24 protein-coding genes, 1 tRNA gene and 1 other RNA gene are annotated in these 24,201 nt (G+C 31.8%); 19 read left to right on the top strand and 7 right to left on the bottom strand.

The window, feature by feature from the left end; genetic code table 11:
- From lysS to JG780_RS06125, 5 genes are all read left to right on the top strand, one after another.
- The coding region (gene lysS / locus JG780_RS06145; RefSeq protein WP_287569587.1) for a lysine--tRNA ligase at positions 1–1,044 on the top strand (1,044 nt) is incomplete at its 5' end.
- Positions 1,041–2,669, top strand: a complete 1,629-nt coding sequence (locus JG780_RS06140) for a peptidyl-prolyl cis-trans isomerase (RefSeq protein WP_287569585.1) — start codon at positions 1,041–1,043, stop codon at positions 2,667–2,669. The genes lysS and JG780_RS06140, both read left to right, overlap by 4 nt.
- A 96-nt stretch (positions 2,670–2,765) precedes the next feature.
- The gene (locus JG780_RS06135; RefSeq protein ID WP_287569583.1) at positions 2,766–3,005 is read left to right on the top strand and encodes a S4 domain-containing protein; all 240 of its coding nucleotides are present in this window, start codon (positions 2,766–2,768) and stop codon (positions 3,003–3,005) included.
- On the top strand, positions 3,002–3,940 hold the full coding sequence (locus JG780_RS06130; protein ID WP_004102056.1) for a GAF domain-containing protein: 939 nt from the start codon (positions 3,002–3,004) through the stop codon (positions 3,938–3,940). The genes JG780_RS06135 and JG780_RS06130 overlap by 4 nt, the downstream gene beginning before the upstream one ends.
- 23 nt (positions 3,941–3,963) lie before the next feature.
- Positions 3,964–5,700: an ABC transporter ATP-binding protein gene (locus tag JG780_RS06125; RefSeq protein WP_114702593.1), complete on the top strand. Its 1,737-nt coding sequence runs from the start codon at positions 3,964–3,966 to the stop codon at positions 5,698–5,700.
- 7 nt (positions 5,701–5,707) lie between these two features.
- Here the strand turns inward: JG780_RS06125 and ffs are convergent.
- Positions 5,708–5,970: signal recognition particle sRNA large type (ffs, locus tag JG780_RS06120), an RNA gene on the bottom strand.
- Positions 5,971–6,097: 127 nt separating this feature from the next.
- On the opposite strand from ffs, the gene JG780_RS06115 reads away from it, so the two are divergent.
- The 8 genes from JG780_RS06115 (at position 6,098) to JG780_RS06080 (ending at position 16,241) form a co-directional block, all read left to right on the top strand.
- The gene (locus JG780_RS06115) at positions 6,098–6,703 is read left to right on the top strand and encodes a hypothetical protein (RefSeq protein WP_114702592.1); all 606 of its coding nucleotides are present in this window, start codon (positions 6,098–6,100) and stop codon (positions 6,701–6,703) included.
- Positions 6,704–6,722: 19 nt separating this feature from the next.
- A complete protein-coding gene (locus JG780_RS06110) occupies positions 6,723–7,733 on the top strand; it encodes an ABC transporter ATP-binding protein (RefSeq protein WP_004102059.1) in 1,011 nt (336 codons plus the stop codon).
- Complete coding sequence (locus JG780_RS06105; RefSeq protein WP_004102060.1) at positions 7,726–8,721, top strand: ABC transporter ATP-binding protein; 996 nt, start codon at positions 7,726–7,728, stop codon at positions 8,719–8,721. Before JG780_RS06110 ends, JG780_RS06105 begins: the two co-directional genes overlap by 8 nt.
- Before the next feature lie 4 nt (positions 8,722–8,725).
- Positions 8,726–10,465: an ABC transporter substrate-binding protein gene (locus JG780_RS06100; protein ID WP_287569579.1), complete on the top strand. Its 1,740-nt coding sequence runs from the start codon at positions 8,726–8,728 to the stop codon at positions 10,463–10,465.
- A gap of 69 nt (positions 10,466–10,534) precedes the next feature.
- Positions 10,535–11,500 (top strand): ABC transporter permease, encoded by a 966-nt coding sequence (locus JG780_RS06095; RefSeq protein WP_287569577.1) that lies wholly within the window; start codon positions 10,535–10,537, stop codon positions 11,498–11,500.
- A gap of 13 nt (positions 11,501–11,513) precedes the next feature.
- Positions 11,514–13,142, top strand: coding sequence for an ABC transporter permease (locus JG780_RS06090; RefSeq protein ID WP_287569575.1), 1,629 nt, complete (start codon positions 11,514–11,516; stop codon positions 13,140–13,142).
- A 1,397-nt stretch (positions 13,143–14,539) separates the two neighbouring features.
- Entirely contained in the window at positions 14,540–15,358 is an 819-nt protein-coding gene (locus JG780_RS06085) for a hypothetical protein (RefSeq protein WP_287569573.1), read from the top strand.
- A gap of 166 nt (positions 15,359–15,524) precedes the next feature.
- Entirely contained in the window at positions 15,525–16,241 is a 717-nt protein-coding gene (locus JG780_RS06080; protein ID WP_287569571.1) for a M61 metallopeptidase family protein, read from the top strand.
- A gap of 188 nt (positions 16,242–16,429) precedes the next feature.
- Here JG780_RS06080 and JG780_RS06075 read toward each other — a convergent pair whose 3' ends face one another.
- Positions 16,430–16,606, bottom strand: coding sequence for a hypothetical protein (locus JG780_RS06075; RefSeq protein ID WP_287569570.1), 177 nt, complete (start codon positions 16,604–16,606; stop codon positions 16,430–16,432).
- Positions 16,607–16,624: 18 nt separating this feature from the next.
- Between JG780_RS06075 and JG780_RS06070 the strand changes: the two genes are divergently transcribed.
- Entirely contained in the window at positions 16,625–16,828 is a 204-nt protein-coding gene (locus JG780_RS06070) for a hypothetical protein (protein ID WP_287569568.1), read from the top strand.
- A 191-nt stretch (positions 16,829–17,019) separates the two neighbouring features.
- Here the strand turns inward: JG780_RS06070 and JG780_RS06065 are convergent.
- From JG780_RS06065 to JG780_RS06055, 3 genes are all read right to left on the bottom strand, one after another.
- Positions 17,020–17,096: transfer RNA gene (locus JG780_RS06065), tRNA-Pro, on the bottom strand.
- 24 nt (positions 17,097–17,120) lie between these two features.
- Positions 17,121–18,011: a cation diffusion facilitator family transporter gene (locus tag JG780_RS06060; protein WP_287569567.1), complete on the bottom strand. Its 891-nt coding sequence runs from the start codon at positions 18,009–18,011 to the stop codon at positions 17,121–17,123.
- Entirely contained in the window at positions 18,004–18,306 is a 303-nt protein-coding gene (locus JG780_RS06055; protein WP_004102213.1) for an ArsR/SmtB family transcription factor, read from the bottom strand. The genes JG780_RS06060 and JG780_RS06055 overlap by 8 nt, the downstream gene beginning before the upstream one ends.
- Before the next feature lie 161 nt (positions 18,307–18,467).
- On the opposite strand from JG780_RS06055, the gene purB reads away from it, so the two are divergent.
- A complete protein-coding gene (purB, locus tag JG780_RS06050) occupies positions 18,468–19,745 on the top strand; it encodes an adenylosuccinate lyase (RefSeq protein WP_287569564.1) in 1,278 nt (425 codons plus the stop codon).
- 47 nt (positions 19,746–19,792) lie between these two features.
- Here the strand turns inward: purB and JG780_RS06045 are convergent, their stop codons facing one another.
- Positions 19,793–20,896, bottom strand: coding sequence for an ABC transporter ATP-binding protein (locus JG780_RS06045; RefSeq protein WP_004102216.1), 1,104 nt, complete (start codon positions 20,894–20,896; stop codon positions 19,793–19,795).
- Positions 20,897–20,908: 12 nt separating this feature from the next.
- Positions 20,909–21,169 carry a type II toxin-antitoxin system Phd/YefM family antitoxin gene (locus tag JG780_RS06040; protein WP_004102218.1) on the bottom strand — a complete coding sequence of 87 codons (261 nt, stop codon included), beginning with the start codon at positions 21,167–21,169 and terminating at the stop codon, positions 20,909–20,911.
- A gap of 144 nt (positions 21,170–21,313) precedes the next feature.
- On the opposite strand from JG780_RS06040, the gene JG780_RS06035 reads away from it, so the two are divergent.
- The 4 genes from JG780_RS06035 to JG780_RS06020 all read left to right on the top strand — a co-directional run bounded on the left by JG780_RS06035 (position 21,314) and on the right by JG780_RS06020 (position 24,086).
- Positions 21,314–22,762, top strand: a complete 1,449-nt coding sequence (locus JG780_RS06035; RefSeq protein WP_287569543.1) for a radical SAM/SPASM domain-containing protein — start codon at positions 21,314–21,316, stop codon at positions 22,760–22,762.
- Positions 22,763–22,805: 43 nt separating this feature from the next.
- Positions 22,806–23,360, top strand: a complete 555-nt coding sequence (locus JG780_RS06030; protein ID WP_287569542.1) for a TetR/AcrR family transcriptional regulator — start codon at positions 22,806–22,808, stop codon at positions 23,358–23,360.
- Positions 23,361–23,433: 73 nt separating this feature from the next.
- Positions 23,434–23,643: a 50S ribosomal protein L31 gene (gene rpmE / locus JG780_RS06025; protein ID WP_004102224.1), complete on the top strand. Its 210-nt coding sequence runs from the start codon at positions 23,434–23,436 to the stop codon at positions 23,641–23,643.
- 68 nt (positions 23,644–23,711) lie between these two features.
- The gene (locus tag JG780_RS06020; RefSeq protein WP_004102227.1) at positions 23,712–24,086 is read left to right on the top strand and encodes a S1 RNA-binding domain-containing protein; all 375 of its coding nucleotides are present in this window, start codon (positions 23,712–23,714) and stop codon (positions 24,084–24,086) included.
- Positions 24,087–24,201 lie beyond the last annotated feature (115 nt).

Raw genomic sequence — 24,201 nt, 5'->3', positions numbered from 1 at the left:
CAAAGATATGTTGATATGATTGCTAACGATGAAACACTAAATAGATTTAGAATAAGATTTGAGATAATAAAGCTTATTAGAGAATTTTTGAATTCAAAAGGATTCATTGAGGTTGAAACACCAATATTAGAATATGTTACAGGCGGGGCATCAGCAAGGCCATTTATAACACACTTGAATGTGTTTGATATTGATATGTACATGAGAATTGCTACAGAACTTTATTTGAAGAGATTCATAGTGGGTGGATTTGAAAAAGTATATGAATTAGGAAAAAATTTTAGAAATGAAGGTCTTTCTTACAAGCATCACCCTGAATTTACTTCAATTGAAATTTATCAGGCATATGCCGACTATGAAGATATGATGAACTTAACTGAAGAACTTTTTGTGTTTATTGTTGAAAAACTTTTTGGAACAACAAAAGTCAAATATCAAGATATAGAAATTGATTTTTCAAGGCCATGGAGAAGAGTTAAAATGAGAGACTTCATTAAAGAACATTTAGGTGTTGATATCCTTGAAGATACAGAAGAAAAGATGTTAGAAGTATTAAAGCAACACGATGTTGAAGTTGAGATAAAAGATAAGGGGCATTTAATTGAAAAACTCTGGGATTTAGTAGAGGACAAAGTTGTTCAACCAACATTCTTGTTAGAACATCCAGTGGAAATATCTCCTCTTGCAAAGAAACATAGAGAGGATCCAAGAGTTACTGAAAGATTTGAGCTTATAATTTATGGTAGAGAAATGGCAAATGCATTTAGTGAATTGAATGATCCTGTTGATCAATACGAAAGATTTTTAAGGCAAGCTAAACTTCGTGAAGCTGGAGATGAGGAAGCCCAGATGATGGATAAAGATTTTGTTAGAGCTCTCGAATACGGTATGCCACCTACTGGTGGTCTTGGTATAGGAATTGATAGATTGGTTATGCTTTTAACTAATTCGCCTACTATCAGAGATGTAATTGCATTTCCACTGGTAAGACCAATTTCATTTGAAGAGGAAGAAATGAACTTAGAAGGGGGATCGCAAGAATGAGAAAATGGTTTGAAAAAGCACATGGTGCTATAATTTGGACGATTGCTATTGCATTTGTCGCAGGTATTGTTGTATGGTCAATTTCTTCATATGTATCTTCGAGAAAAGGCAGTGTAAAGTATAATTTAGAGGATTCAGTTGCTTATTTAACAAAAGATGGCACAGCACTTAGTGAAGAATATTGGATTTTCCCATGGGAAGTTGAAGATTCATATAGTAAGGCTTTAAGTTACTATCAAATTTCAGATGTTGATCCTGTTTTTGAGGAACCAATGTTAAAGACTTCAATACTAAATGATTTAATTGAAACTAAGACAATACTATATTATGCTCAAGTAAATAAAATTTCACCTACTAAAGATGAAATAAATCAAGAACTTGATAAGCAGGTTGCAGATATTGAAAAGAACGAACAATTGTTAAATTATATTAAGCAAAAATATGGAAGTGTTGAAAATTACAAAAAGACAATTGAGCCAGAGGTAGTAAAGTATCTTACAATTGCAAAGGTTAGAGATACTATAGCTAGTGTAAGTGATGATGAGATGAAAAATTATTATAGTGAAAATAGAGAAGATTTAATGAATAAATATGATCAAGCAAATGTTGATTTTGTAAGTTTCTCATCACAAGCGAGTGCAAACGACTTTATCAATGAAGCTATGAATACTGGATTTTATCAAGCTGCAACAAATATGAGCTTATCAGTTCAAAATTACGATGGCTTTAAAAGAGGCATAATTGACAAAAAGTTTGAAGATAGCATTTTTGGTTCTACAAATACCATTGTTGGACCTATTCCTCTTGGCAGTAACTTTTTCGTATTCAATGTAAAAGATGTGAAAACTGTAGATACATTTGAAAAATTTACCCTTTCTCAGGGATATCAAGATGTTTTAAATCAATTAAAGAGTGATAAATTTAGAAAAGCTATTGATGAATTTAAGAAAAATGAAAATGTTTCATCAGAAATTATTGATCCTGTATACAAGACATGGAACCAAGTTTTAACAAATTCTGGAACTAGTTTATTAAACGTATATAAGAAGTTAAATGAAATGGTTCTTGATGAATCTACAAGGATAACTGTCAAACAGGATGCACCTGTTGAAATTAAAGCAGCATTTGTTACACTTGTTGAAAAAATGCAGTCAGCTACTGAATTAACAAATGATGCAGTATACAAACAAATTTTGGATGATGCAAGTAAAGAATCAAAATTAGTTTTGGAAAGTATTTACAACGATTATCCAGAATCGTTTATAGCTGCAAAGAAAATGAAAACGTTATATCCAAAAAGAACGGATGTATTATATAACTACTATACAAAATTGTATTTAAAGATAAAACCTTATGTTGAGTATGGGATGCTTCAAAGCGTTGTAAATGACTTTATAGACCTATATGGAGGATTAAATACCCTTTCTGAAGCAACAGATATTTCTTTAGATTGGAAAGCAGAAGTTTTATATGATTTATACGAAATAAATAAAATGTTGAAAGATGCAACAACTGCTGAACAATATCTTGAAAAATTGAAAGAAGCAACACCAACTTATATGGATTTTGAGGCAGCTTTCAATGAACTTGAGATGATGAAAAATTCAACATCAACTAGCAACTAAAACTTACTTTTAACAATAATTTAAGCGGCCTTTTCGGCCGCTTAAATTTTTTAGCAATACGAACAATTTGTGTTATAATCTTTTAGGGGTGATATTTTGAGATTAGATAAGTTTTTAAAATCTACTAGAATTATTAAAAGGCGTACTATAGCCCAAGAGTTGGCTAAAAATAAGAGAATATTTAGAAATCAAATGGCTTTAAAACCCTCAAGTGAAATAAAATCAGGTGATATATTAGAAATTTTTTTAAAAAACAGATATTTAAAGGTAAAAGTTATTTCTGATGTAGAGTATGAAATACTTGAAGAAAAAAAGATTGAGGAGGGACAGCTATGAGAAACATTGTAGAAAACCATGTTGAAGAATTTTTAGAAATATTAAGATATGACAAGTCCCATTGGGGAGAATTTTGGAGTAAGACTACAAATAAATATAAATTTTTCAAAGAAATTGAGGAAAAATTAGGAGAAATAAATTTTGATAGTGTTGAAAGAAGAGAATTAGATAAGTTATTAAATGATTTTAGAGAATTTGCAAAAGAAAATAAGGATAATGTAACAACAAAGATTCGTAAAAATGCAAAAGAGTTAGAACTTAATAAAGAAGATTTTATAGTATTTTTAGGAGTGTATCCAAAAGATTTTGATTGGATAGTTGTTGATTTTAATGGAAATTATATACTTTTTTACAATGTATATTCGCTGTGGAAGAAAGGAAAACTTTCTAAACTAAGTGAAGCAGTTTATCAGGCGATAATTCATTTTAGAAATGGAGAAATGAATGGGATTTATTATGATAAAGATGAATTATTTGATAAATTGCTTGATAAATTAGAAAAAGAATCTAAAGATGATCCTGTAAAATATATGAGAAAGATTTGTCAGTATCTTTATGATGAAATTCCATATTATGATTGGGTAGGATTTTACATGATTAACAAAGACAATGTTTTAGAGTTGTTTGAATTTGTTGGTGAACCTACCGAGCATGTGAAAATAAATATTGGAGAGGGGATTTGTGGACAAGCAGCAATGTTAAAGGATGTATTTATAGTTCAGGATGTTTCTAAAGAAACAAATTATTTATCGTGTAGTCCTAAAGTAAAAAGTGAGATAGTAGTACCAATATTTAAAAATAAAGAGGTAATAGGCGAATTGGATATTGACAGCCATTATATAACTCCTTTTGATGAGAGAGACAGAAAATTTTTAGAGAAAGTTTGTGAAGATATTCCAAAAATATGGGATGAGAAGTTGCTTGAAGAAAGATAAACTTTTTTAAAAGGGGAGATTTGATGAAGCTTTTGAAAAGATTGTTAAAATATGCTAAACCGTATACGCTATTATTCGTCCTTGCAATTTTAGTTGTTATTTCTCTTACTTTTGTAACTCTTCTTCCACCTCAGATAGTAAGAAATACAGTAAATAATTATATAACTAACGATTCATTGCCTTTAAATGAAAGGTTTTCTGGTATTTTTAAAATGTCTCTTTATTTCTTATTAACTACTTCTATGATTTTTGTATTTGAATATATTTCAATATATATTACAACGTATCTTGGTGGAAAAATTGTATACGATATTAGAAAAGAGCTTTTTGACCATGTTTTAAAACTTCCAATGTCTTTTTTTGATAAGCATCCAAGTGGTCAAATAACTACAAGAATTGCAAATGATACCCAGAATATAATGGAATTTTTTACGTCTGTAATAACGAGTATTTTTAATGACGTTTTTTTACTTACAGGCGTAATTATTATGATGTTAAGAGTTAGCCCAAGGTTGTTTGCAAATATTTCATTTGTATTTCCAGTTTTAATAGTGTCAATGATTTTGTTTAGGTACTTTGATTTAAAAGCATATAGAGCGGTCAGAACTAATATTTCTAAGGTTAATGCGTACCTTGCAGAACATATTGCTGGTATGCCAGTTGTTAAATTATTTAATGCTGAAGATTTTGAAAGGAAGAATTTCGACAAAGTAAATAAAGAATTGTATAAGTCTAGAATACAGCAGATGTATGTTTTTGCAATTTTTAGACCGACTGTTAGTACACTTTACAGACTTGCAATTGCCGCAATTATATGGATGGGTGCAAAATACATAGTTTCTAAAACTCTCAATTTTGGTGATCTATATGCCTTTGTTGCATATCTAGAATTGTTTATGAGGCCACTTGAGGACTTGTCTGAAAAGTACGATATAATTCAGAATACTGTGGCAAGTGCGGAAAAGATATTTACATTAATGGATGAGACTGAAGAACATTTTGGAGACGAAAATGGAAAAGTAGAAATTGAAAAAGGTGTTGTAGAGTTTAAAAATGTATGGTTTAGATATAACGAGGATAGATGGATATTAAAAAATATTAATTTAAAGTTTGAACCAGGGCAATTAATAGCCGTTGTAGGTGAAACCGGCGCAGGAAAAACATCGTTAATGAATCTTGTAAATGGCATGTATAGAATTCAAAAGGGTAAAATTTTGATAGATGGTACAGAACTTGAAAAATACAATATCCATGAACTTAGAAAGCAGATATCAACTGTTCCACAAGATGTAGTTTTATTTTCCGGGACACTTTTAGATAATGTTAGACTTTTTCATGAAGAAATTTCGGAAGATCAGGTAATAGATGCATTAAAAAAAGTATATGTTTGGGACTTGATTGAAAGATTGCCAAATGGTTTATATACAGAAGTTATTGAACGTGGAAAAGGTATATCGGCAGGAGAAAGGCAGTTGATTGCACTTGCAAGATCTGTTCTTTTTGATGCAAAGATATTTATTCTTGATGAGGCTACAAGTAATATTGATGTTCAAACTGAAGAAAGGATTCAAAAGGCTGTTAGAAAACTTTCTGAAAATAAAACGGTTATAATGATAGCACATAGGCTTGCTACAGTAGTAAATGCAGATAAAATATATGTAGTTCACAAAGGAGAAGTTGTTGAGGAAGGATCACATAAAGAATTATTAAACAAAAAAGGAATTTATTACAAGCTCTATGAAGTGCAATTTTCAAAATAAAAAGGTGCCGTGCACCCTTGCTTCGATTACGCGGGACCTGAGCGTATTCTCGGATCGGGCTCCGGCTGAGCACCCCTACGGCACACACTTGCCTGCTTAGGGCTGCTTCCTTCCGGACCTGACCCGGTTCACAGGTAGTTGTTGCGTAGGACTCAACCTTCAGCGCCCTACCGAGGACCGTTTTCAGACCCCACAAACCTTGGCAAGGGAATTAAGCCCCGCTAGGTGGATTTCGGGTACAGGGGACCACCAACCCCCCGCTTAGCACGGCACCATGAATTATTTTAACATTATTCTGTATAATTGTCAAAAAATCAAAATTACAAAGTTTAATAAGACTTGAAAAATTTTTTCAATATGGTAACCTATTAACTTGTGAAAAATATATTATGTTGAGGTGATAAAAATAAGTAGGAACTGGTTTTTTATATTTATAATTTCTGCTTTTATAATTGTAGCATTGTATTTTAATTTTAATTCTGCAAAAAAAATATATGTAAAAGGAGATAACTATTATGTTGGTAAATTAATAGATTATTTGAACTTAAATGGATATAAATTCAAAATTGTAGATATAAAAAAAGCAAATGTTGTTATTGATTTAGATAACTTAGAAGTTTCTTTGTATAATGGAATGCATTTTAATATAAAATATAGTGAAAAATTGATAAATAAGGTAATATCATTAATTGAAAACCGTAATTGTAAAGTTTTAAGTAAAAATGACGACTTTTACCTTAAAAATCAGTATTTTTACAAACACTTTACATTTGAAACATCTTGTGGTATAAATATAATGATACTCCCAGAAATGTATGAAAATTTAGAAAAATTAGTTTTCCGAACAATTTTAAATATCTTAAAAGGTAATTATCAAGGCTTTGAAAATGAATATTTTGTTAACAAAATGTATATTTATAGACGGTATGATAATTGGGTATTAATTGCTACTTATGAACCGACTCTAGAAATTTTGGAGTTAATAGCCGATGAAAAAAACTAGTTAAGAGAGGTGAAATCTTTTGGAACCCATATTATCAGTTAGAAACCTGAGCACATGGTTTTATATGGAAGAAGGGGTAGTAAAGGCTGTAAACGATGTCAGTTTTGACCTTCATGAAAACGAAGTTGTAGGAATTGTTGGTGAAACAGGTTCCGGAAAAAGTGTAACTGTAAAGTCTATTATGAGGCTTATACACAAGCCTGGAAAGATCGTTAATGGGCAGATTATTTACAGAGGTAGAGGGAAAGAGGAAGATTTGTTAAAGTTGTCAAAAGATGAAATTGCAGAGATAAGAGGAAAAGAAATTAGTATGATTTTCCAGGACCCACTAACTTCCTTAAATCCTCTTTATACAATTGGTGATCAATTGACTGAGACTATTATAAGGCACCAAAATGTTGATAGAAAGACAGCGTGGGAAATAGGTACTGAAATGCTTAGAAAGGTTCAGATTCCTGCGCCTGAAAAGAGAATGTTTGCATACCCATTTGAATTTAGCGGTGGTATGAGGCAGCGTGCTGTTATAGCAATTGCTCTTTCTTGTAATCCAAAAGTCTTGATTGCGGATGAACCTACAACTGCTTTGGATGTTACTATCCAGGCTCAAATATTGGAATTGATGAAGGATTTGCAAAAGGAATTTAAGACCGGTTTGTTGTTTATAACTCACGATTTAGGCGTAATTGCATCGATGGCGGATAGAATTATAGTTATGTATGGAAGTAGGCAAATGGAAATTGCAACAGCAGAAGATATTTTCTATAACCCACTCCATCCATATACACATATGTTGCTTAGGGCGATACCAAGGCTTGATAAGAAGCAAGATAAGCTTGAGGCAATTCCAGGACAACCTCCGAGAATGATTGATGTGCCAAACGTATGTCCATTTGCACCAAGATGTCCGAGAAAACTTGATAAATGTACGAAAGAATTACCTGAATTGGTAGAGTTGGAACCAGGACACTTTGTAAGGTGCTTCAATCCAGTACTAGACAAGAAAGAATCGGAGGCGATGAAGAATGAATAATGAAACAATAATAAAAGTACAAAATCTAAAAAAATACTTTCCGATTACAAAAGGTTTTCTTGTTAAAAAACATGTCGGAGATGTAAAAGCAGTAGATGATATATCTTTTGAGGTAAAAAAGAAAGAAACATTTGCTTTAGTTGGAGAGTCAGGATGTGGAAAGACAACTGCTGCAAGGACAATGTTAAGATTAATAGATCCGACAGATGGGAAAATTGAGATATTTGGCCAAGATATTTCTAACTTAAATAGAAAAGAGTTATTACCATTTAGAAGAAAAATGCAGATAGTTTTCCAAAATCCTATTGGTTCATTAAATCCACGTATGACGATTGGTCAGATATTGACAGAGCCATTGTTGTTCCATAAAATTGTTAAAGATAAGAAAGAGGCATATGATAAAGCAGTTGAAATATTGAGGATGGTTGGACTTAAACCTTACCATATGGATAGATATCCTCACCAATTCAGTGGAGGTCAAAAACAGAGGATAGCAATTGCAAGGGCTTTGTCTGTTGGACCTGAGATAATTTTCTTGGATGAACCTACATCAGCTCTTGACGTGTCAGTTCAAGCCCAGATTATTAATCTATTTTTAAAATTCCAAGAAGAACTTGATTTAACATATATTTTTATTTCACACGATTTATCACTTGTTAGATTTATTAGTGATAAGGTTGCTGTTATGTATCTTGGAAGAATTGTTGAAATGGGTGATGTTGATGAAGTCTTTGAAAATCCAATTCACCCATATACGAAGGCATTATTATCAGCTTCTCCAATTCCTGATCCAAAAGTAGAAAAACAAAGAAAGAGAATTATTTTAACAGGAAATGTTCCAAACCCAATTGCAAGACCAAGCGGATGTTTCTTCCATCCAAGATGTCCATTTAAAATGGAAAAATGTGAAAAAGAATATCCACAGATGTATAAAATTTCTGAAAATCACCAGGTCTCTTGTCACCTGGTAGAAAAAGAGGGGGTGTGAGTTTATGAAAAAACTCATGGTATTACTTGCAGTATTAGCAGTAGTGTTTGCCTACGCTGCTCAACTTCCATATATTGGAGCAGATGCACAGGGAAAGCCGGGAGGTCAGTTTGTTATAGGAACTCTTAGTGGTCCAAAGACAGTAAACGATGTTACAGCAAAGGAAACTAGTTCAACCGATGTTATTGATATGTTCATGGGGTATGGTGGAACTCTCATTGAAAGACATCGTGTAGATATGGAATTCTATCCAGCAATTGCAGAAAGCTGGGAAGGTCCAAGGCTAACTGCAGATGGTGGAATGGAAATTATTTGGCATATTAGAAAAGGAGTAAAGTTCAGTGATGGGCAACCATTGACAGCAGAGGATATTGTATTTACATTGAACGATATATATACAAACCCAGATATTCCAAGTTCATTTAAAGATGTTATAATGAGTACAAATGGATATTTACCAAAAGCAGAAAAGATTGATGATTATACAGTTAGAATGTATTATCCTGAACCATTTAGGCTTGCATTTAGATACCTTGGTGGAATGTATATTTATCCAAAACATTTAGCAGAAGAATATGTAAAGAATGGAAACTTTGAAGAATTCTGGACAGTAGATGCAATAAATAAAGGAGAAGTAGTAGGTCTTGGTCCATACATTCCAGTAGAATACGTTCCTGACCAATATGTCAGATTTGTAAAGAACCCATATTACTGGAAGAAAGATGCAAACGGACAACAACTTCCATACTTTGATGAAGTACTCTATAAGATAATTTCAAACCAAGATGCAATGAGACTTGCATTTGAAAATGGAGAGATTGATATTTATGGTCCAAGAGGAACAGAATTTGCAGAATTAAAAGAAAAAGAAAAAGAACTCAACATAGTAGTTACGACAGCAGGTCCAGCATTTGGAACAACATTTATTACATTCAACTGGAATGCACCAGATCCAGTTAAGAGAAAATGGTTCAGAAATGAATACTTTAGAAAAGCAGTTGCATATGCAATAGATAAAGAATCTATTATTGATACACTTTACAATGGACTTGGAATTGCACAATGGTCACCAGTATCAATGAGTTCACCATATTACAACGAAGATGTTGTGGTAAAGTATGAATACGACTTGGACCTTGCAAGGGCAATGTTAGAAATGGGCGGATTTAGCTGGAATGATAAAGGAGAATTAGTTGACGAAGATGGAAATGTTGTTAAATTCTTACTTACAACAAATTCAGGAAACAGAGTTAGAGAAGGAGTAGCAAATATAATCCAAGATGCATTAAAACAACTTGGTATGGACGTAACATTTACTCCAATCGATTTCAATACACTAGTTCAAAAAATGTTGAATACAGGTGATTGGGAATCAATAATTATAGGATTAACTGGTAATGATGAACCACAAGGTGGAGCAAACGTATGGAGAACAGATGCATCATTACATTTCTGGAATTATTCACCAGAAGTTGCAGATTTTGTAGATCCTAACGACTACTACTTACCAGATTGGGAAGTAGAAATTGACAAGATATTTAGAGAAAATGTAAGAATACTTGATGAAAATATCGTAAAAGATTACTTCTCAAGATTCCAACAATTAGTATCTGAACACTTACCATTGATTTATACCGTAAACTCTTTAAGACTTTATGCTTACAAAGCAACACTTAGAAATGTAAAGATAGGACCACTTGGTGGAACAACATGGAATATTTATGAAGAGTGGAAAGAACAGTAAAAAATTATGTGGGCGCGTGAGGTGTTAGCCCCGCGCCCATTTTAAAAATTAAAAGTGAGGTGACGGAGATTGCTAAGGTATATAGCACGTAGATTAATAATTTTGATTCCCGAGCTTTTTATAATAACGCTAATAGTGTTTTTGATAATGCAAGCTGCACCTGGAGATTTTCTAGACCAGTACAGACTTGATCCATCAGTCTCAGAAGAATTTATTAAAGCACTTGAAAAACAATACGGTTTGGATCAACCAGTGATGGTACAGTATTTTAAATGGATTAAAAGAGTTTTAACTGGTGATTTGGGTTATTCATTTTACTATAGAAGACCCGTTGTAGATCTAATTGGTGAAAGGGTTCTTGCAACTTTGATATTGTCACTTTACTCGTTTGTAATTTCATGGATAGTTGGTGTTATTTTAGGTGTCATATCTGCTCTGAAAAAGTACAGTTTTTGGGATAAATTTTTAACTGTAATTGCATTTACTGGTATAGCAATTCCTGGTTTCTTTTTAGCATTATTGTTATTGTATTTTGCAGCAAAAACTGGTACATTCCCAGTTGCTGGTATGTATGATGTTAATCACTCAAAGATGACTGTTTGGCAAGGTTTTAAAGATATATTCTGGCACATGCAACTTCCCGCATTTACTTTGACATTTGGTGGTTTTGCAGGATTGATGAGGTACATGAGAGGAAGCTTATTGGACGTGTTGAATGAAGACTATGTTGAATTTGCAAGAGCAAAAGGTATGCCTGAAAGAGTAGTTATATTTAAGCATGCAATGAGAAATGCTATAAATCCATTGATTACAATGTTTGGTTTTAGTTTGTCAAGCTTGTTGGGTGGAGCTGTTATTACCGAAACGATCTTTTCTTGGCCAGGACTTGGAAGACTTGTTTATCAAGCATTAGTACAACAAGATATATATGTGGTTATGGCTAGTACAATTATAAGTGTTATCATGTTGATTGCAGGTAATTTAGTTGGTGATATTTTGCTTGCAGCAGTTGATCCAAGAATTAGGTTGGAATAGGAGGTAGTAGTTGATGGCTAAAAAAGAACAAGTTAAGAAAAAAAATAATAGTAATGAAAATATAGATTTTGAAGAAGTATATCTTACACGTGGTCAATTGATGTGGAGAGCTTTTAAGAAAAATAAACTCGCCATGGTAGGGTTATGGGTGCTAATCGTGCTTTATATTATGATGTTTGCTGCTGATTTTTTAGCACCATATAATCCATTTGAGCAAAGTCTTAAACATTCATATGCACCTCCTACAAAAGTAGATAAGATATACAAGGTCGGTGATTTTGAGAAAAAAATTGGCTCTTATGTTTTACCCTACGCAAGTTATGTAGATAAATTAGACTATACAAGAAAAACTAGGCAATTATATTTTCCAAGTAGGGTTACAGTTGAATACAAAGGTGAACTAATAACATTAGTAATGAATGATGCAAAATATTTTGCAAGAACTGACTTTCCAGGAAAAGTTATTAATGTAAGTGATTTGGAATTTACACTAAAAAAAGAAGAGTATGTGATGGTTAATAATGAATGGAAAAAAGTATCATCATCAAGTGAGAACACAAAATATTTTGTAGCAGGAGTAAATGATAGTGTTTTAACAAAAGGAGAAGCGTTTATAGAAAATAATACTGCAACTGCAAAAAATGTTATTTTTGGAAAATACGGTTTTAAACTTGGAGTAACAAGCGAAAATGAAATTGAAAAGGTTGGTTTAAAATACTCAATTAATTACATAAAATACACTGATGAAAATGGAAAGAAGACAATTTTGTTTGGAAAAGATTTGTTAATAAAAGATTTTGATTATAAATACTATCCAATAAAGTGGTTTGTTGAAAGTTGGGGACCAAAGAAAAAAGATTATGGAAGAGTAGGTTATGTATTCTGGATTATTCCATTAAAATACCATTTATATGGTGTAGATAATTATGACAACAATCCATTTGTGAGATTATACATAATGGGTTCTGATGAGTTTGGAAGAGATGTTTGGTCAAGATTAATATTTGCATCAAGAATTTCATTGTCAATAGGATTTATAGGACTTGCAATAACATTAACACTATCACTGTTCTTTGGAGGAATTGCTGGTTATTACGGTGGAGTAGCAGATGAGTTGTTGATGAGATTTACAGAAATTATTATGTCAATTCCAGGATTTTATCTCTTGATACTTTTGAGGTCATTGTTACCATTAGATATTCCATCATCACAAGTGTATATTATGTTAGTATTTATCCTCTCCTTTATTGGATGGGCTGGACGTGCAAGGATTATAAGAGGTATGGTGTTGTCGATTAAGAGAAATGAATTTGTTGAAGCAGCATACGCATTAGGATATCCAGATAGTAAAATACTTTGGAAACATGTTATTCCAAATACAATGACATACATGATAGTTGCTGCAACATTGTCTATTCCTGGATATATATTGGGTGAAGCAGGTCTTTCATTCTTAGGTTTAGGAATTAGAGAACCGTCTGCATCATGGGGATTAATGATGGCAAGAGCACAAGATATTTATGTATTGCAAAATGCGCCATGGCTTTTGATACCAGGTATATTTATATTCGTTACCGTTTTAGCATTTAACTTTGTCGGTGATGGATTAAGAGATGCATTTGATCCAAGGGCATTAGGATAATTAGTTTAGGTTGTTAGTTATATTGAAAGGTATATCGAAAAATGACTAAATCTTCGAGTTTAGCGCCAAACTCATTAAATGAGAGAAGATAAAAAAAGAAATGAAAAAACACCCCCAAAGTGGTACAATAAAACCAACAAGGGGGTGTTTTTCTTTGATTAAAAAAAGGCAAAAACAATCTATCATATGAATATAAAGCAAGAAATCATTAAGCTTTACATGGTGTAAAAACTTTCTAAGAAAACTATTGTTTCTTTCTTGGGTGTCACTGAATGTAGAGAACGATTGTGGGAAAGAATTATCTAACATATGGTAATATTGAAATTAAAAGAAAGGTGAACCAAGAAAATAAACTCAATTGGATGTTTACACCGACATACTGAGAATTTACACCTAAGTTTTTTGTTGTTGTATCTTTAAATGTTTACTTATCCTTATTATAGGAACCACAGTACAGTATAATTAGTAGGCTACTCTAATCAAATCGGCAAGATTTAATAGAAGGGACATATACTATAAATGATAACGGAACACTTTCAATAAATCTTAAGTATATAAGAGTAAAAAGGGTATTCTATATCTCTTATAGAAGAATCTCTGTTGATAATGAAGATAAACTTTAAATAAAGAAAGCAGTTTATACTTTAATGGAATTGTAGTAGAGATCTAGAAATAGTTAGGAGATATATAAAGTCGTATTTAAAATCCGAATCTTGAAACAGTAAATAGAAAGTTTTAAATAAGCCAAAAAAATGCAGATAATGAAGAAAAGATTTTTTTCTTAATAGTTTGTGTTAACCAATAACTAAGCATGTTAAACATTCAAACAAAATATGTAAAACAAGAGACTATTTAAAAAGGGACTTATTTTTCAGTTAAATTCCAAAAAGCATATAAATACAGAGTTGTAAAAATAAAGTGGGAACTAAAGTTGATATTGGCACAATGACATGGCAAAAACCTTGAAGTGTAGAAACACTTTATTTATAAGGTTAGAGTATGTTGTATAGAATTTGTTTTAAACATTATCATTGTGTTTTCATTGACAATTTACATACAACAAGATTAAAATTTAAACTATATTATGAATAGTCAAAAACGAAGACTTTTATCTACCATTCTTTTGTCTGATTTGTCTAAAAAGATTTTAGCAATCTTCCAGGAGATGTTAATTCTTATCTTCGCTTAATTGTTTTTTATTTTAAAGTTTTAATATAGTTATAATTATGTTATAATTTTGACAATCAAAAGTCATATTAAATGAATTAATTAAATTGGAAAAATAGTATTCAGTGCTTAACGAAAAACAAAAGTAAAGTTGTTCACCGGTAAATTAATATTACTTTTAATACTTTTTTCTTTTATTAGAAGTACCAAGGGGGAAGGGGGTATTTGAAATGAGAAATTTTTTCGAACGGAAAGTTGTAAAGAATACTTCATTCTTATTATTTCTAGCCTTTCTTTTTATTCTGCTGGGTTCTAGTAATTGTACACTGCAAGAAGACATTGATACCATTAATGTTTCATTATTAGAACTTACAGATAAAACTTTTGTATTTGAAATATCTGCAAATCCCATATCAAGTCAACTCTATTACGAGCTAATCGATGAGTCTCTTACACCAGTACTTTCTGATAGTTTTTCCCTTACTGAAGGACATGCAGTATTAAGGTTTTCTGGACTAAGCCCCAGCAAAGAATATCTTCTTAGGTTTAAGAAAGATGAAAACACTATTCTTGAAATTCCTTTCAAAACTTTTGGTAGTATTGGGTTTCTTGAAGGTTACAGATTTTTCAACTTCATAGATCTAACTGATGTTGATACTAGTCATGTTAAGGTGACTATCTTTGGGCAATTCAACAATGCTTCAAATATAGTGTTTAATAGATATACTTGCCATCATAGTCCAGATATAGGTATGACTTTTGCCAAAGTACCTAAAGTGACTTTTTATAAAACATATGGCAAACCAAGTTCTGAGGTTAATTCAAGCGAATATAAAATTTTTATTAAACCAAGCAAAGGTAAAGGTTATTTCAGAATTGAATACATAGTTGATAAATCAAAAATTTCTGAATCTGGACATGATGTAGAAGGATATCTTAGTGACAGATATTTTATGGCTAGTCACGAACAGTTCATGTTATTTCCAGAGATATCTGATCAATTGAAGATTATGGACTTTCGGCTATTAAACCCGTTGTATGGAATTTAAATACATGGTGGAAGAGTTCAAAGCTTGGTGTTCTTTATGTATCTAAAAGCAAACTTCCTAAAAATGATGAAGGAGAACTAAGAGCTTCTATAGCGGCTAGTCATTTTTACGCGTATGATCCAAGCTATTTTTATGAGTATACTCAAAAAGTAGCTAACACAATATATTGGTAATCAAGGAAAAAACGATTGTATCACCTTGGGAAGAGTACACGTTCAATGCTTATCAGAAATTGGTTGAAGCGTGGGGTTCGGATGCGGATTTTAGAAACTGCAATTATAGTGATTATGTAGTGATGTTTGTTGATGACTATAATCGTATATATGTTGGTGAATATACAGATGCTCAAGGATTTTCAAGTGTATGGGGTTTTGGTGAAATGATTGTTCATCAGATTTATCACAGATGGAACGGCTGGGCTTGTGGCATAAAATTGGAATTAAAACCAAATGAGCATCAAGGCCTCTGGGCTGAAGGATTCAATGAATTTTATTGTAACAAAATTCTTACTGAACTAGATTTGACAAAACCTAATCAATACATGAAAGGATGGTATCAATATTACAAGTCTATTTATGGTACTAGAAAGGATGCAACAATAGTTTATTTTAATCCTAACAAGCATGATGGTTATCTTCCTAACGGTAAAGGAGCTGTAATTGTTTATTATATGGATAAGAAACTTAGGGAGATTACGAATGGTAAGTATTCAATGGATGATGTTTTGAAATATTTTCTACTAGGTTGGAAAGAAAGAAATCAACCATTTAGTTATGAAAGAATGTTGAAATATCTTGAACAAATTGGTGGAAGCGAATATGCCGAGGAAGTGAGACAGATTATTTACGAAAACAAGCGAGTAGTCTTAACAGAGTTCGAATAGCAGCAGTTAAAGAAAGATTAATAATTACATAGTCGTCAAACATATTGATGCCGCTGTAAAAAATAAATAGGGTCCCCTTTGCGGGGACCTTATCTTTGATTTAGTTAGGTACATAAAGATTCAATATTTCATAGTTTAAAATGTTGTTTTTTAGGTGCTAAAATGTCAAAAATTACGCCTAGTATATTTTATTTAAGATAAGTAAGAGTATATTCTCCAAATTTAGTAATAATTAGTATCTTTGTATTTTCAAAATCAACAGTTATTTGTTCGATAAGATTTAGTAATAGTTTTCTTGCTGATTCCGGATCATTTAAATCGTTTAATGCATTTTTAGTTAACGTCTGAACTTCAGATAAAGTCAATTCTCTAATTGAATTAATTTGATTTATTTAGAATTGTTGTTTCTTAGTAACAACGAAATTAATGATATAACAGCTTTGGTTGCTAATATAGGATTAGATAGAGAAAATTATGTGTTTTTAGAATATAACCGTTTTGTTTTTACACCTGGTTCTAATGATAAGAAAAACATCAATAAGATAATTATACATCGAATAATAGTGGAATATAAACCAAAGAAATAATAGAGTTAAAATGTTATAATTAACAATTTTGGGAGAGCAAAATGGTAAAAATGGCAGAAAATACAGTAGTTAAGTATAACAAAAGCCCTCCAAAACGGAGGGCTTTTAGAGTTTTCCTATATAGACAAAATCATAACCTTCTAAAAAGACAATAAATAAAGGGTTTATAAATAACCCGTAGGAGCTAGAGGTGGTCTGGGCGGTGGGACTTGAACCCACGACCTCCAGATCCCGATTCTGGCGTTCTAGCCAACTGAACTACGCCCAGATTCTACTTGATATTTTAACATAGTTAATCTTTTTCTTCAATACAAAAATCATCGCAATATTCAGATTCTATTTGTATAGTAGAATGTGAAATACCATTTTTATTTAGAATAGCTTTAATTTCTTTTAAGTAGTTATCATAGTCTTTTCCTATAACTTTTATGTGAGATTCAATAAAAAGATTATTGCCGTCAAGAGACCATATATGAGTATGATGCATATCTTTGACAAATGGTAAGGATTCAATTTTATCTTTAATAATTTCAAAATTAACACCATCTGGTACAGCCTGCATAGTTATTGTTATAGCATCTTTTAAAATATGAATTGATTCTATAATTATATAGGCAGAGATTAAGAAAGTTATTATAGGATCTAAGATATACAAATTATAAAATTGCATTATATGACCAGTTATTATTATGGCAATTGAAGATAATAGATCGCTTAAAATATGGAGAAAAGAAGATTTTAGATTTAGGTTTTCTTTACTATGTGAAAAGAGTAAAATTGCAGTAAGTAAATTTCCGGCAAGTCCAATATATGCAATAATAAGCATTATGTCTGTATTAATTTCATTAGGTTGAATGATTTTTCTGATACCTTCAACAATTAATGAAAAAGAAATGGCAAGAAGTACTGTGGTATTAATTATTGCAGCAATTGTTTCGGCACGTTTATAACCATATGTGAATTTTAAATCTCTTGGTTTTTTAGAAATTTTTCTTGCAAAGTAACTTGTTAAAAGTGCACCTGTATCACTTAAGTTATGTAAAGCATCTGAGACTAGAGCAAGACTTCCTGAGATTATTCCTCCTATTATTTCCGATAGTGTAATTGCAAGATTAAAAAAAACTGAAAACAGTAATTTTACTCCAACAATGTCTGAATTTCCATGATGGTCATGACTATGCATTCTTGCTACCTCCTCTAAATTCTTCAAGATGTTCAAGTGCAAAATTGATGATTGTTTTTACATGTTCATCATAAAGTTTGTAGTATACTCTCCTTCCAACTTTTGAATATTTTACTAGGTTGGTTTGCCTTAAAATACGTAATTGATGAGAAACCGTAGATTGTGTAGTGTTCAAAAACTCTTGAAGTTCTGAAACACTACATTCTTTTTTTGAAAGCGCAATCAAGATTTTTAATCTTGTTTGGTCAGATAAAATTTTAAAAAATTCAGAAAGTTGGTATATAGATTCATCCATAAAGATTCCTCCTTGAATTATAATTTATTGCATATATGTATAATTGTACATATATATTATATACTAAACAATAATTTTTGTAAAGATTAACTTCCATTTTTCATTTTTTTTGAATTTGAATGGTATACTTTAGGTGTAAAATGCTGTGTGGGGGTGAAAAAATGGTTGAAAGATACGCGCTAGAGCCACTTAAAAGTCATTGGACGTTGGAAAGTCAGTACAAAAGATGGCTCGAGGTTGAACTTGCTGTTATTAGAGCATACGAGGAGCTTAAAGTAGCGCCAAAGGGCACATATGAAAGAGCCAAAAAAAATTCATATCTGAATGTAGAAGAAATACTTGAAACTGAAAAGGTAGTTGATCATGATGTAATAGCTTTTATTAAAGTTGCAACATCAAAAATGGGCGATGAATCAAGGTATTTTCATTTTGGACTTACATCGTCAGATGTAGTTGATACTGCAAATAGTTTAGCACTTTTAAGGGCTACAAGGTATATATACGATGAACTTGAAAATCTGCATGAAGTTTTATTAAAGAAAGCTTTTGAATATAAAAAGTTGCCAACAATAGGAAGAACCCATGGAGTTCATGCTGAACCAACTTCTTTTGGTTTGAAATATCTCTCCTGGGCAGCAGAGATTGAAAGAAATATAGAAAGACTTAAAAATGCTATAGATGAAATTTCAGTAGGTAAGTTATCAGGTGCTGTAGGAAATTATGCAAATATTGATCCCGAAGTTGAAAAACTTGCGCTTTCTTATCTTTCTCTAAAGCCTGTTAAAGTTGCAACTCAAGTAATTCCAAGAGATATTCATGCAAATTTAATAAATGTATTTGCATTAATTGCAAGTGCTATAGAAAGAATAGCGGTGGAAATTAGACATCTTCAAAAGACAGAAACATTGGAGGTACAAGAACCCTTCAAAAAAGGTCAGAGAGGTTCATCAGCTATGCCGCATAAGAAGAACCCAATACTCTGTGAAAGGCTTACGGGGATGTCAAGAGTGATTAGGAGTTATGTAAATAGTGCGTTGGAAAATATTGTCCTATGGCATGAGAGAGATATTTCTCACTCATCTGTTGAAAGATACATGTTTCCCGATATTACAATGACCTTATTTTATATGATAAAAAAGGCGACTTATCTAATTGAAAACTTAACAATTTTTGAAGACAATGTAGTTAAAAATATTGATAAGACAAAAGGCTTAGTCTATTCACAGAGAGTCCTTTTGAAATTAGTAGAAAAGGGTTATACAAGAGAAGAAGCATATAAAGAAGTACAAAAAATAGCATTAAAATGTTGGGAGAATAAAAGTTCATTTAAAGATGAAGTAAAAAACTATTTTAAATTTTCTCAGGAAGAAATTGATGAAATATTTAATCCTGAGTATTATCTGAGAAATATAGATTTAATTTATGAAAGATTTAAATAACAAAATCCCCGGTTTTAACACCGGGGATTTTGTTGTTTGATTAGCCATTATAATATCGCTTTACCTGTTTCTTTATCAAATACATGCATTGTATTCATATCGAATACCAAATCAATTTCTTGTTCTTCTTTTGCCTCGGTTTTTGGATCAACAACTGCAACCAACTTATCTTCGCCTGCTACAAGGTGTAATATAGTTTCGCTACCAAGTGGTTCAACTACGTCAACTTTAGCTCTGGCAGTATTTTCTCCTTCTTTTGGCAGCATAGCAAACATCTTGTCATAAATATTTTCAGGTCTAATTCCAAAGATAATGTCTTTATCGATATATTTTTCAAGAGTTTCTTCGAATTGAGATGGTACTTTGAGTTTTAATCCACTCGATTTAATCCATAAACCATTTTCTCTAATAATTTTTGCATTAACAAAATTCATAGCAGGGCTACCAATAAATCCAGCAACAAATGTGTTTGCTGGCTTGTTGTAAATTTCGTGTGGTGAGCCTATTTGTTGAATTACACCATCTTTCATAACTATAATTTTGTCAGCCATTGTCATAGCTTCAATTTGGTCATGAGTAACGTAAACAATAGTTGCTTCGAGTCTATGGTGAAGCTTCTTTAATTCAGATCTCATTTGAGTTCTCAATTTTGCATCAAGGTTAGATAGAGGTTCGTCAAATAAGAAAACTTTTGGATTTCTTACTATAGCCCTACCAACAGCAACTCTTTGTCTTTGACCACCAGAAAGTTGCCTTGGTTTCCTATCAAGATATTCTTCAATTCCCAAAATTTTTGCAGCTTCTTTTACTCTTCTATCAATTTCATCCTTAGGAACTTTTCTTAGCTTTAAACCAAATGCCATATTGTCATATACTGTCATGTGTGGGTAAAGTGCATAATTTTGGAAAACCATAGCAATATCTCTATCTTTTGGTTCAACATCGTTCATAACTTTACCATCAATTTTTAATGTACCTTTTGTAATTTCTTCAAGCCCTGCAATCATTCTCAAAGTGGTAGTTTTTCCACAACCAGATGGACCTAGAAGCACTACAAATTCCTTGTCTTCTATTGTGAATGTTGCATCCTTTACAGCTTCTACCTTTCCATCATAGATTTTCCATACGTGTTCTAACTCAACCTTTGCCATCTTTTACACCTCCTAATCATTATCAGAAAAAAGATCATTTATATTTAAATCTTTAAATTTTGAGGGATCACCTATTTCAAGTAAGTATAATTCCCATACATTTTCTAAAAAACTTACTATTTTTTCAAATTTATCAAAGTCTATGATTACAGAAACAGGTTTTCCATTTTTAGTTATAATTACATTATTTTCACGAGATTCATCTATTACTTTTGAAAATTTTGCTTTTGCTTCAGCAATGCTATAGTAAATATTTTTGTTTTTTAAATTCAAATACAATCCCTCCTTGACTATAATTATAGTCATTTTTTTAGAAAAGAATAACACAAAATTAAATTGTTACTTTAAAGAAACAAAAAATTAAGGAAATAGGTGTAAAATTTGACTGAACGGTCAATAAAAATTGGAGGTGTTAGGATGGCTGTAGGCGGAATAAAAGGTATGATTTATAGGCAAGCGGGGAAGATGATTAACTCATTTGTGAGAAAAGCAGATACTCAATCTTTTGCAAAGTTATTGTTTACAGTTGGAGCTTTGAGTAAAGAACCTGCAAAAAGTGGTTTGAAGAAATTAGGTTTAATGGCTCAAGAAGAACATCCTATGATCAAAAAGTGGATAGAGATTTTCCAAAAGTCAAGCCCAAAGTGTACTGAAAAGATTATCAACAACCTTATTATTAACGAATGGGCAATTGGTGAACCTTTGAGACAAAAAAATATGGAAAAGGAGAAAGTTGTTCTTCCAAAATTTGGAGTTATAAGTCCTACATATGCATGTAATTTGAATTGTATTGGATGTTATGCAGGGCTTTATGGAAGAAAGTATGAACTTTCAAAAGAAGAAGTAAGAAGCATTTTAAAACAAGGTGAAGAGCTTGGAATTTTCTTCTGGATTATTACTGGTGGAGAACCTTTCTATTGGCCACATCTTCTTGAAATTTTAGAAGAATTTGATCAACACTACTTTATGATTTACTCCAATGGAATTTTGATTAATGAAGAAAAAGCTAAAAAATTGTCAGAACTTGGGAATGCTACTATAGCAATTTCAGTTGAAGGATTTGAGGAAGAAACAGATTGGAGAAGAGGTAAAGGTGTATTCAATGCTATTCAAAATACATGGGAAAGACTAAGAAGATATGGTGTACCATTTGGAGCAAGTGTTACTGCTACTAGAAAGAACCATGATGTTATAATGAAAGATGAATTTTGGGATTTTCTTGCTGAAAATGGTGTAGCATATACTTGGGTATTCCAATTCATGCCAGTGGGAATGAATCCATCAATGGATCTTGTGCCTACTCCAAAGCAGAGATACGAAAGGTTCTTTAAAACAGATGAAGTAAGATTAAGTGGAAGGTTTGCGTTTGTTGCAGATTTTTGGAACCATGGTTTCTTAACACACGGATGTTTATCAGCTGGTTCAAAATATTTCCACGTAAATGCAAAGGGTTATGTTGAACCATGTGTTTTCCAACAATTTGCAAAAGATAGTATAAGAGAAAAAACATTGCTTGAAATATTTAAATCTCCATTCTTTGAAGCATATAAGAGAATGATTCCATTCTCAAATAATCTTTTCAGACCATGTCCTATTATTGATAATCCAAAAGTGTTTAGAGCAATGGTAAAACATTTTGATGCAATTCCACAACATGAAGGATCAGAAAAAGTAATTACGGAATTAGCACCTGAGATAGATAAACTTGCTGAAGAATGGAAACAATATGCAGATAAACTGTGGTACGAACATGGTTATGTCGAAAGATACCCTGTAAATAGAGGAATTTACAACTATGAGACAAGAATGAAGAGATACGCAAATAGAGAAGAAGCACTCAAAGTTGATAAAAAGTTAGAATTATAATTAACGCGGGGGGTTATTTCCCCCCGCTTTAAGAGGTGTATTAATGGCAAGGAAAAACACGAAGATATTGATTTTAGAGGCTGCTAAAAAAGCATTTTCGGAAAAAGGATATGATGCTGTAAGCATTGATGAAATCGCACAGATTGCAGGTGTGCGAAAATCTTTAATTTATTATTATTTCCCAAGTAAAGAAGCACTTTTTGAAGAGGTATGGATTAAATCTATTGAAGAGTTGGAAAACGAATTATTTGGAGTCGACGAGAGTGATTCTTCTTATGTTGCAAGGATAAAAAATTTCTTGAAAAGGTATATTGATTTTTTGACAAGTAAGAAGGCAATTTCTGATCTTTTGCGTTGTGAGAAGACAAAGGTTATAGATCAAGAAAATTGGAAAAATGCTAGGGAAAAATACGAAAGTTTTTTGGGAAAGATTGAAAGTTTGATAGTTGAAGGTAAGAAGAAAAAAATAATTAATGAGGAAGTAGACCCAAAAGCTGCTACAGATATGATTGCAAGTGTTGATTCGTTACCAAGAAAAGGATTGTTAAAATCAGTGGAGAATATGTTAATAAAAATTTTACTTAAAGATAATACGTAAACTTTACATAAACGATTTATGTGGTATAATACTAATGATAAAAATGATAAAATAATTAGGAGAGGTGAGTAAATTGAAAAAGGGAATTCACCCAGAGATGAAATTGATAACAGTAAAATGTGCTTGTGGAGCAGAACACAAATTTTACAGTGCAAAAGAAAATGTGAGAATTGACGTGTGTTCAAGTTGTCATCCATTCTACAAAGGTGCAGGCGCAGCAGGAATGATAGTTGATACAGAAGGAAGAATTGAAAAATTCAAGAAAAAATATAATTTAGATTAATGTGGCTATAATGCGGGGAGCATTAGCTCCCAAATTATTTTTTTAAACCATAGGGAGGTTTTGCGTGTATGGAAGTTGGGCAAGTAGTAAAGGGAAAAGTAGTGGAGATACTAAAGTTTGGAGCTAACATTGAACTAGAGGATGGAGAAAAGGCGTTTGTACATATCTCAAAGATTGCACCTACATATGTTAAGTCAGTGAGTGATCACTTATCACTAGGGCAAGAAATCGAAGGTAAAATTGTAGGAAAAACTAGAGATGGGAAATGGGAATTAACTCTAAAAGATACTTCAGCTAACAGCAGTGAAGGAAAAAGCGAAGAAAAGAAAGTAAACAATGATTTTGAAAAAAAGCTTGCAAAGTTTATGAAAGATAGTGATAGAAAGCTTTCTGAATACAGAAGAAGACTTGATAAAAAAAGAGGAAAAAAAGAAAGAAGATAATTAAAAACGCCCACTTAATGGACTTACCCCCGAAAGTGAAACGGATAAAAAAATAACTATACACTTTTCAAACAACATGGTTTCGGTATTCCACCGGAGCCATGTTTTTTAACCT

The sequence above is a fragment of the Thermosipho sp. (in: thermotogales) genome (assembly GCF_020054775.1).
In the GTDB taxonomy this organism is placed as follows: Bacteria; Thermotogota; Thermotogae; order Thermotogales; family Fervidobacteriaceae; genus Thermosipho; species Thermosipho africanus.
This window is presented reverse-complemented; position numbering and strand designations above follow the sequence as displayed.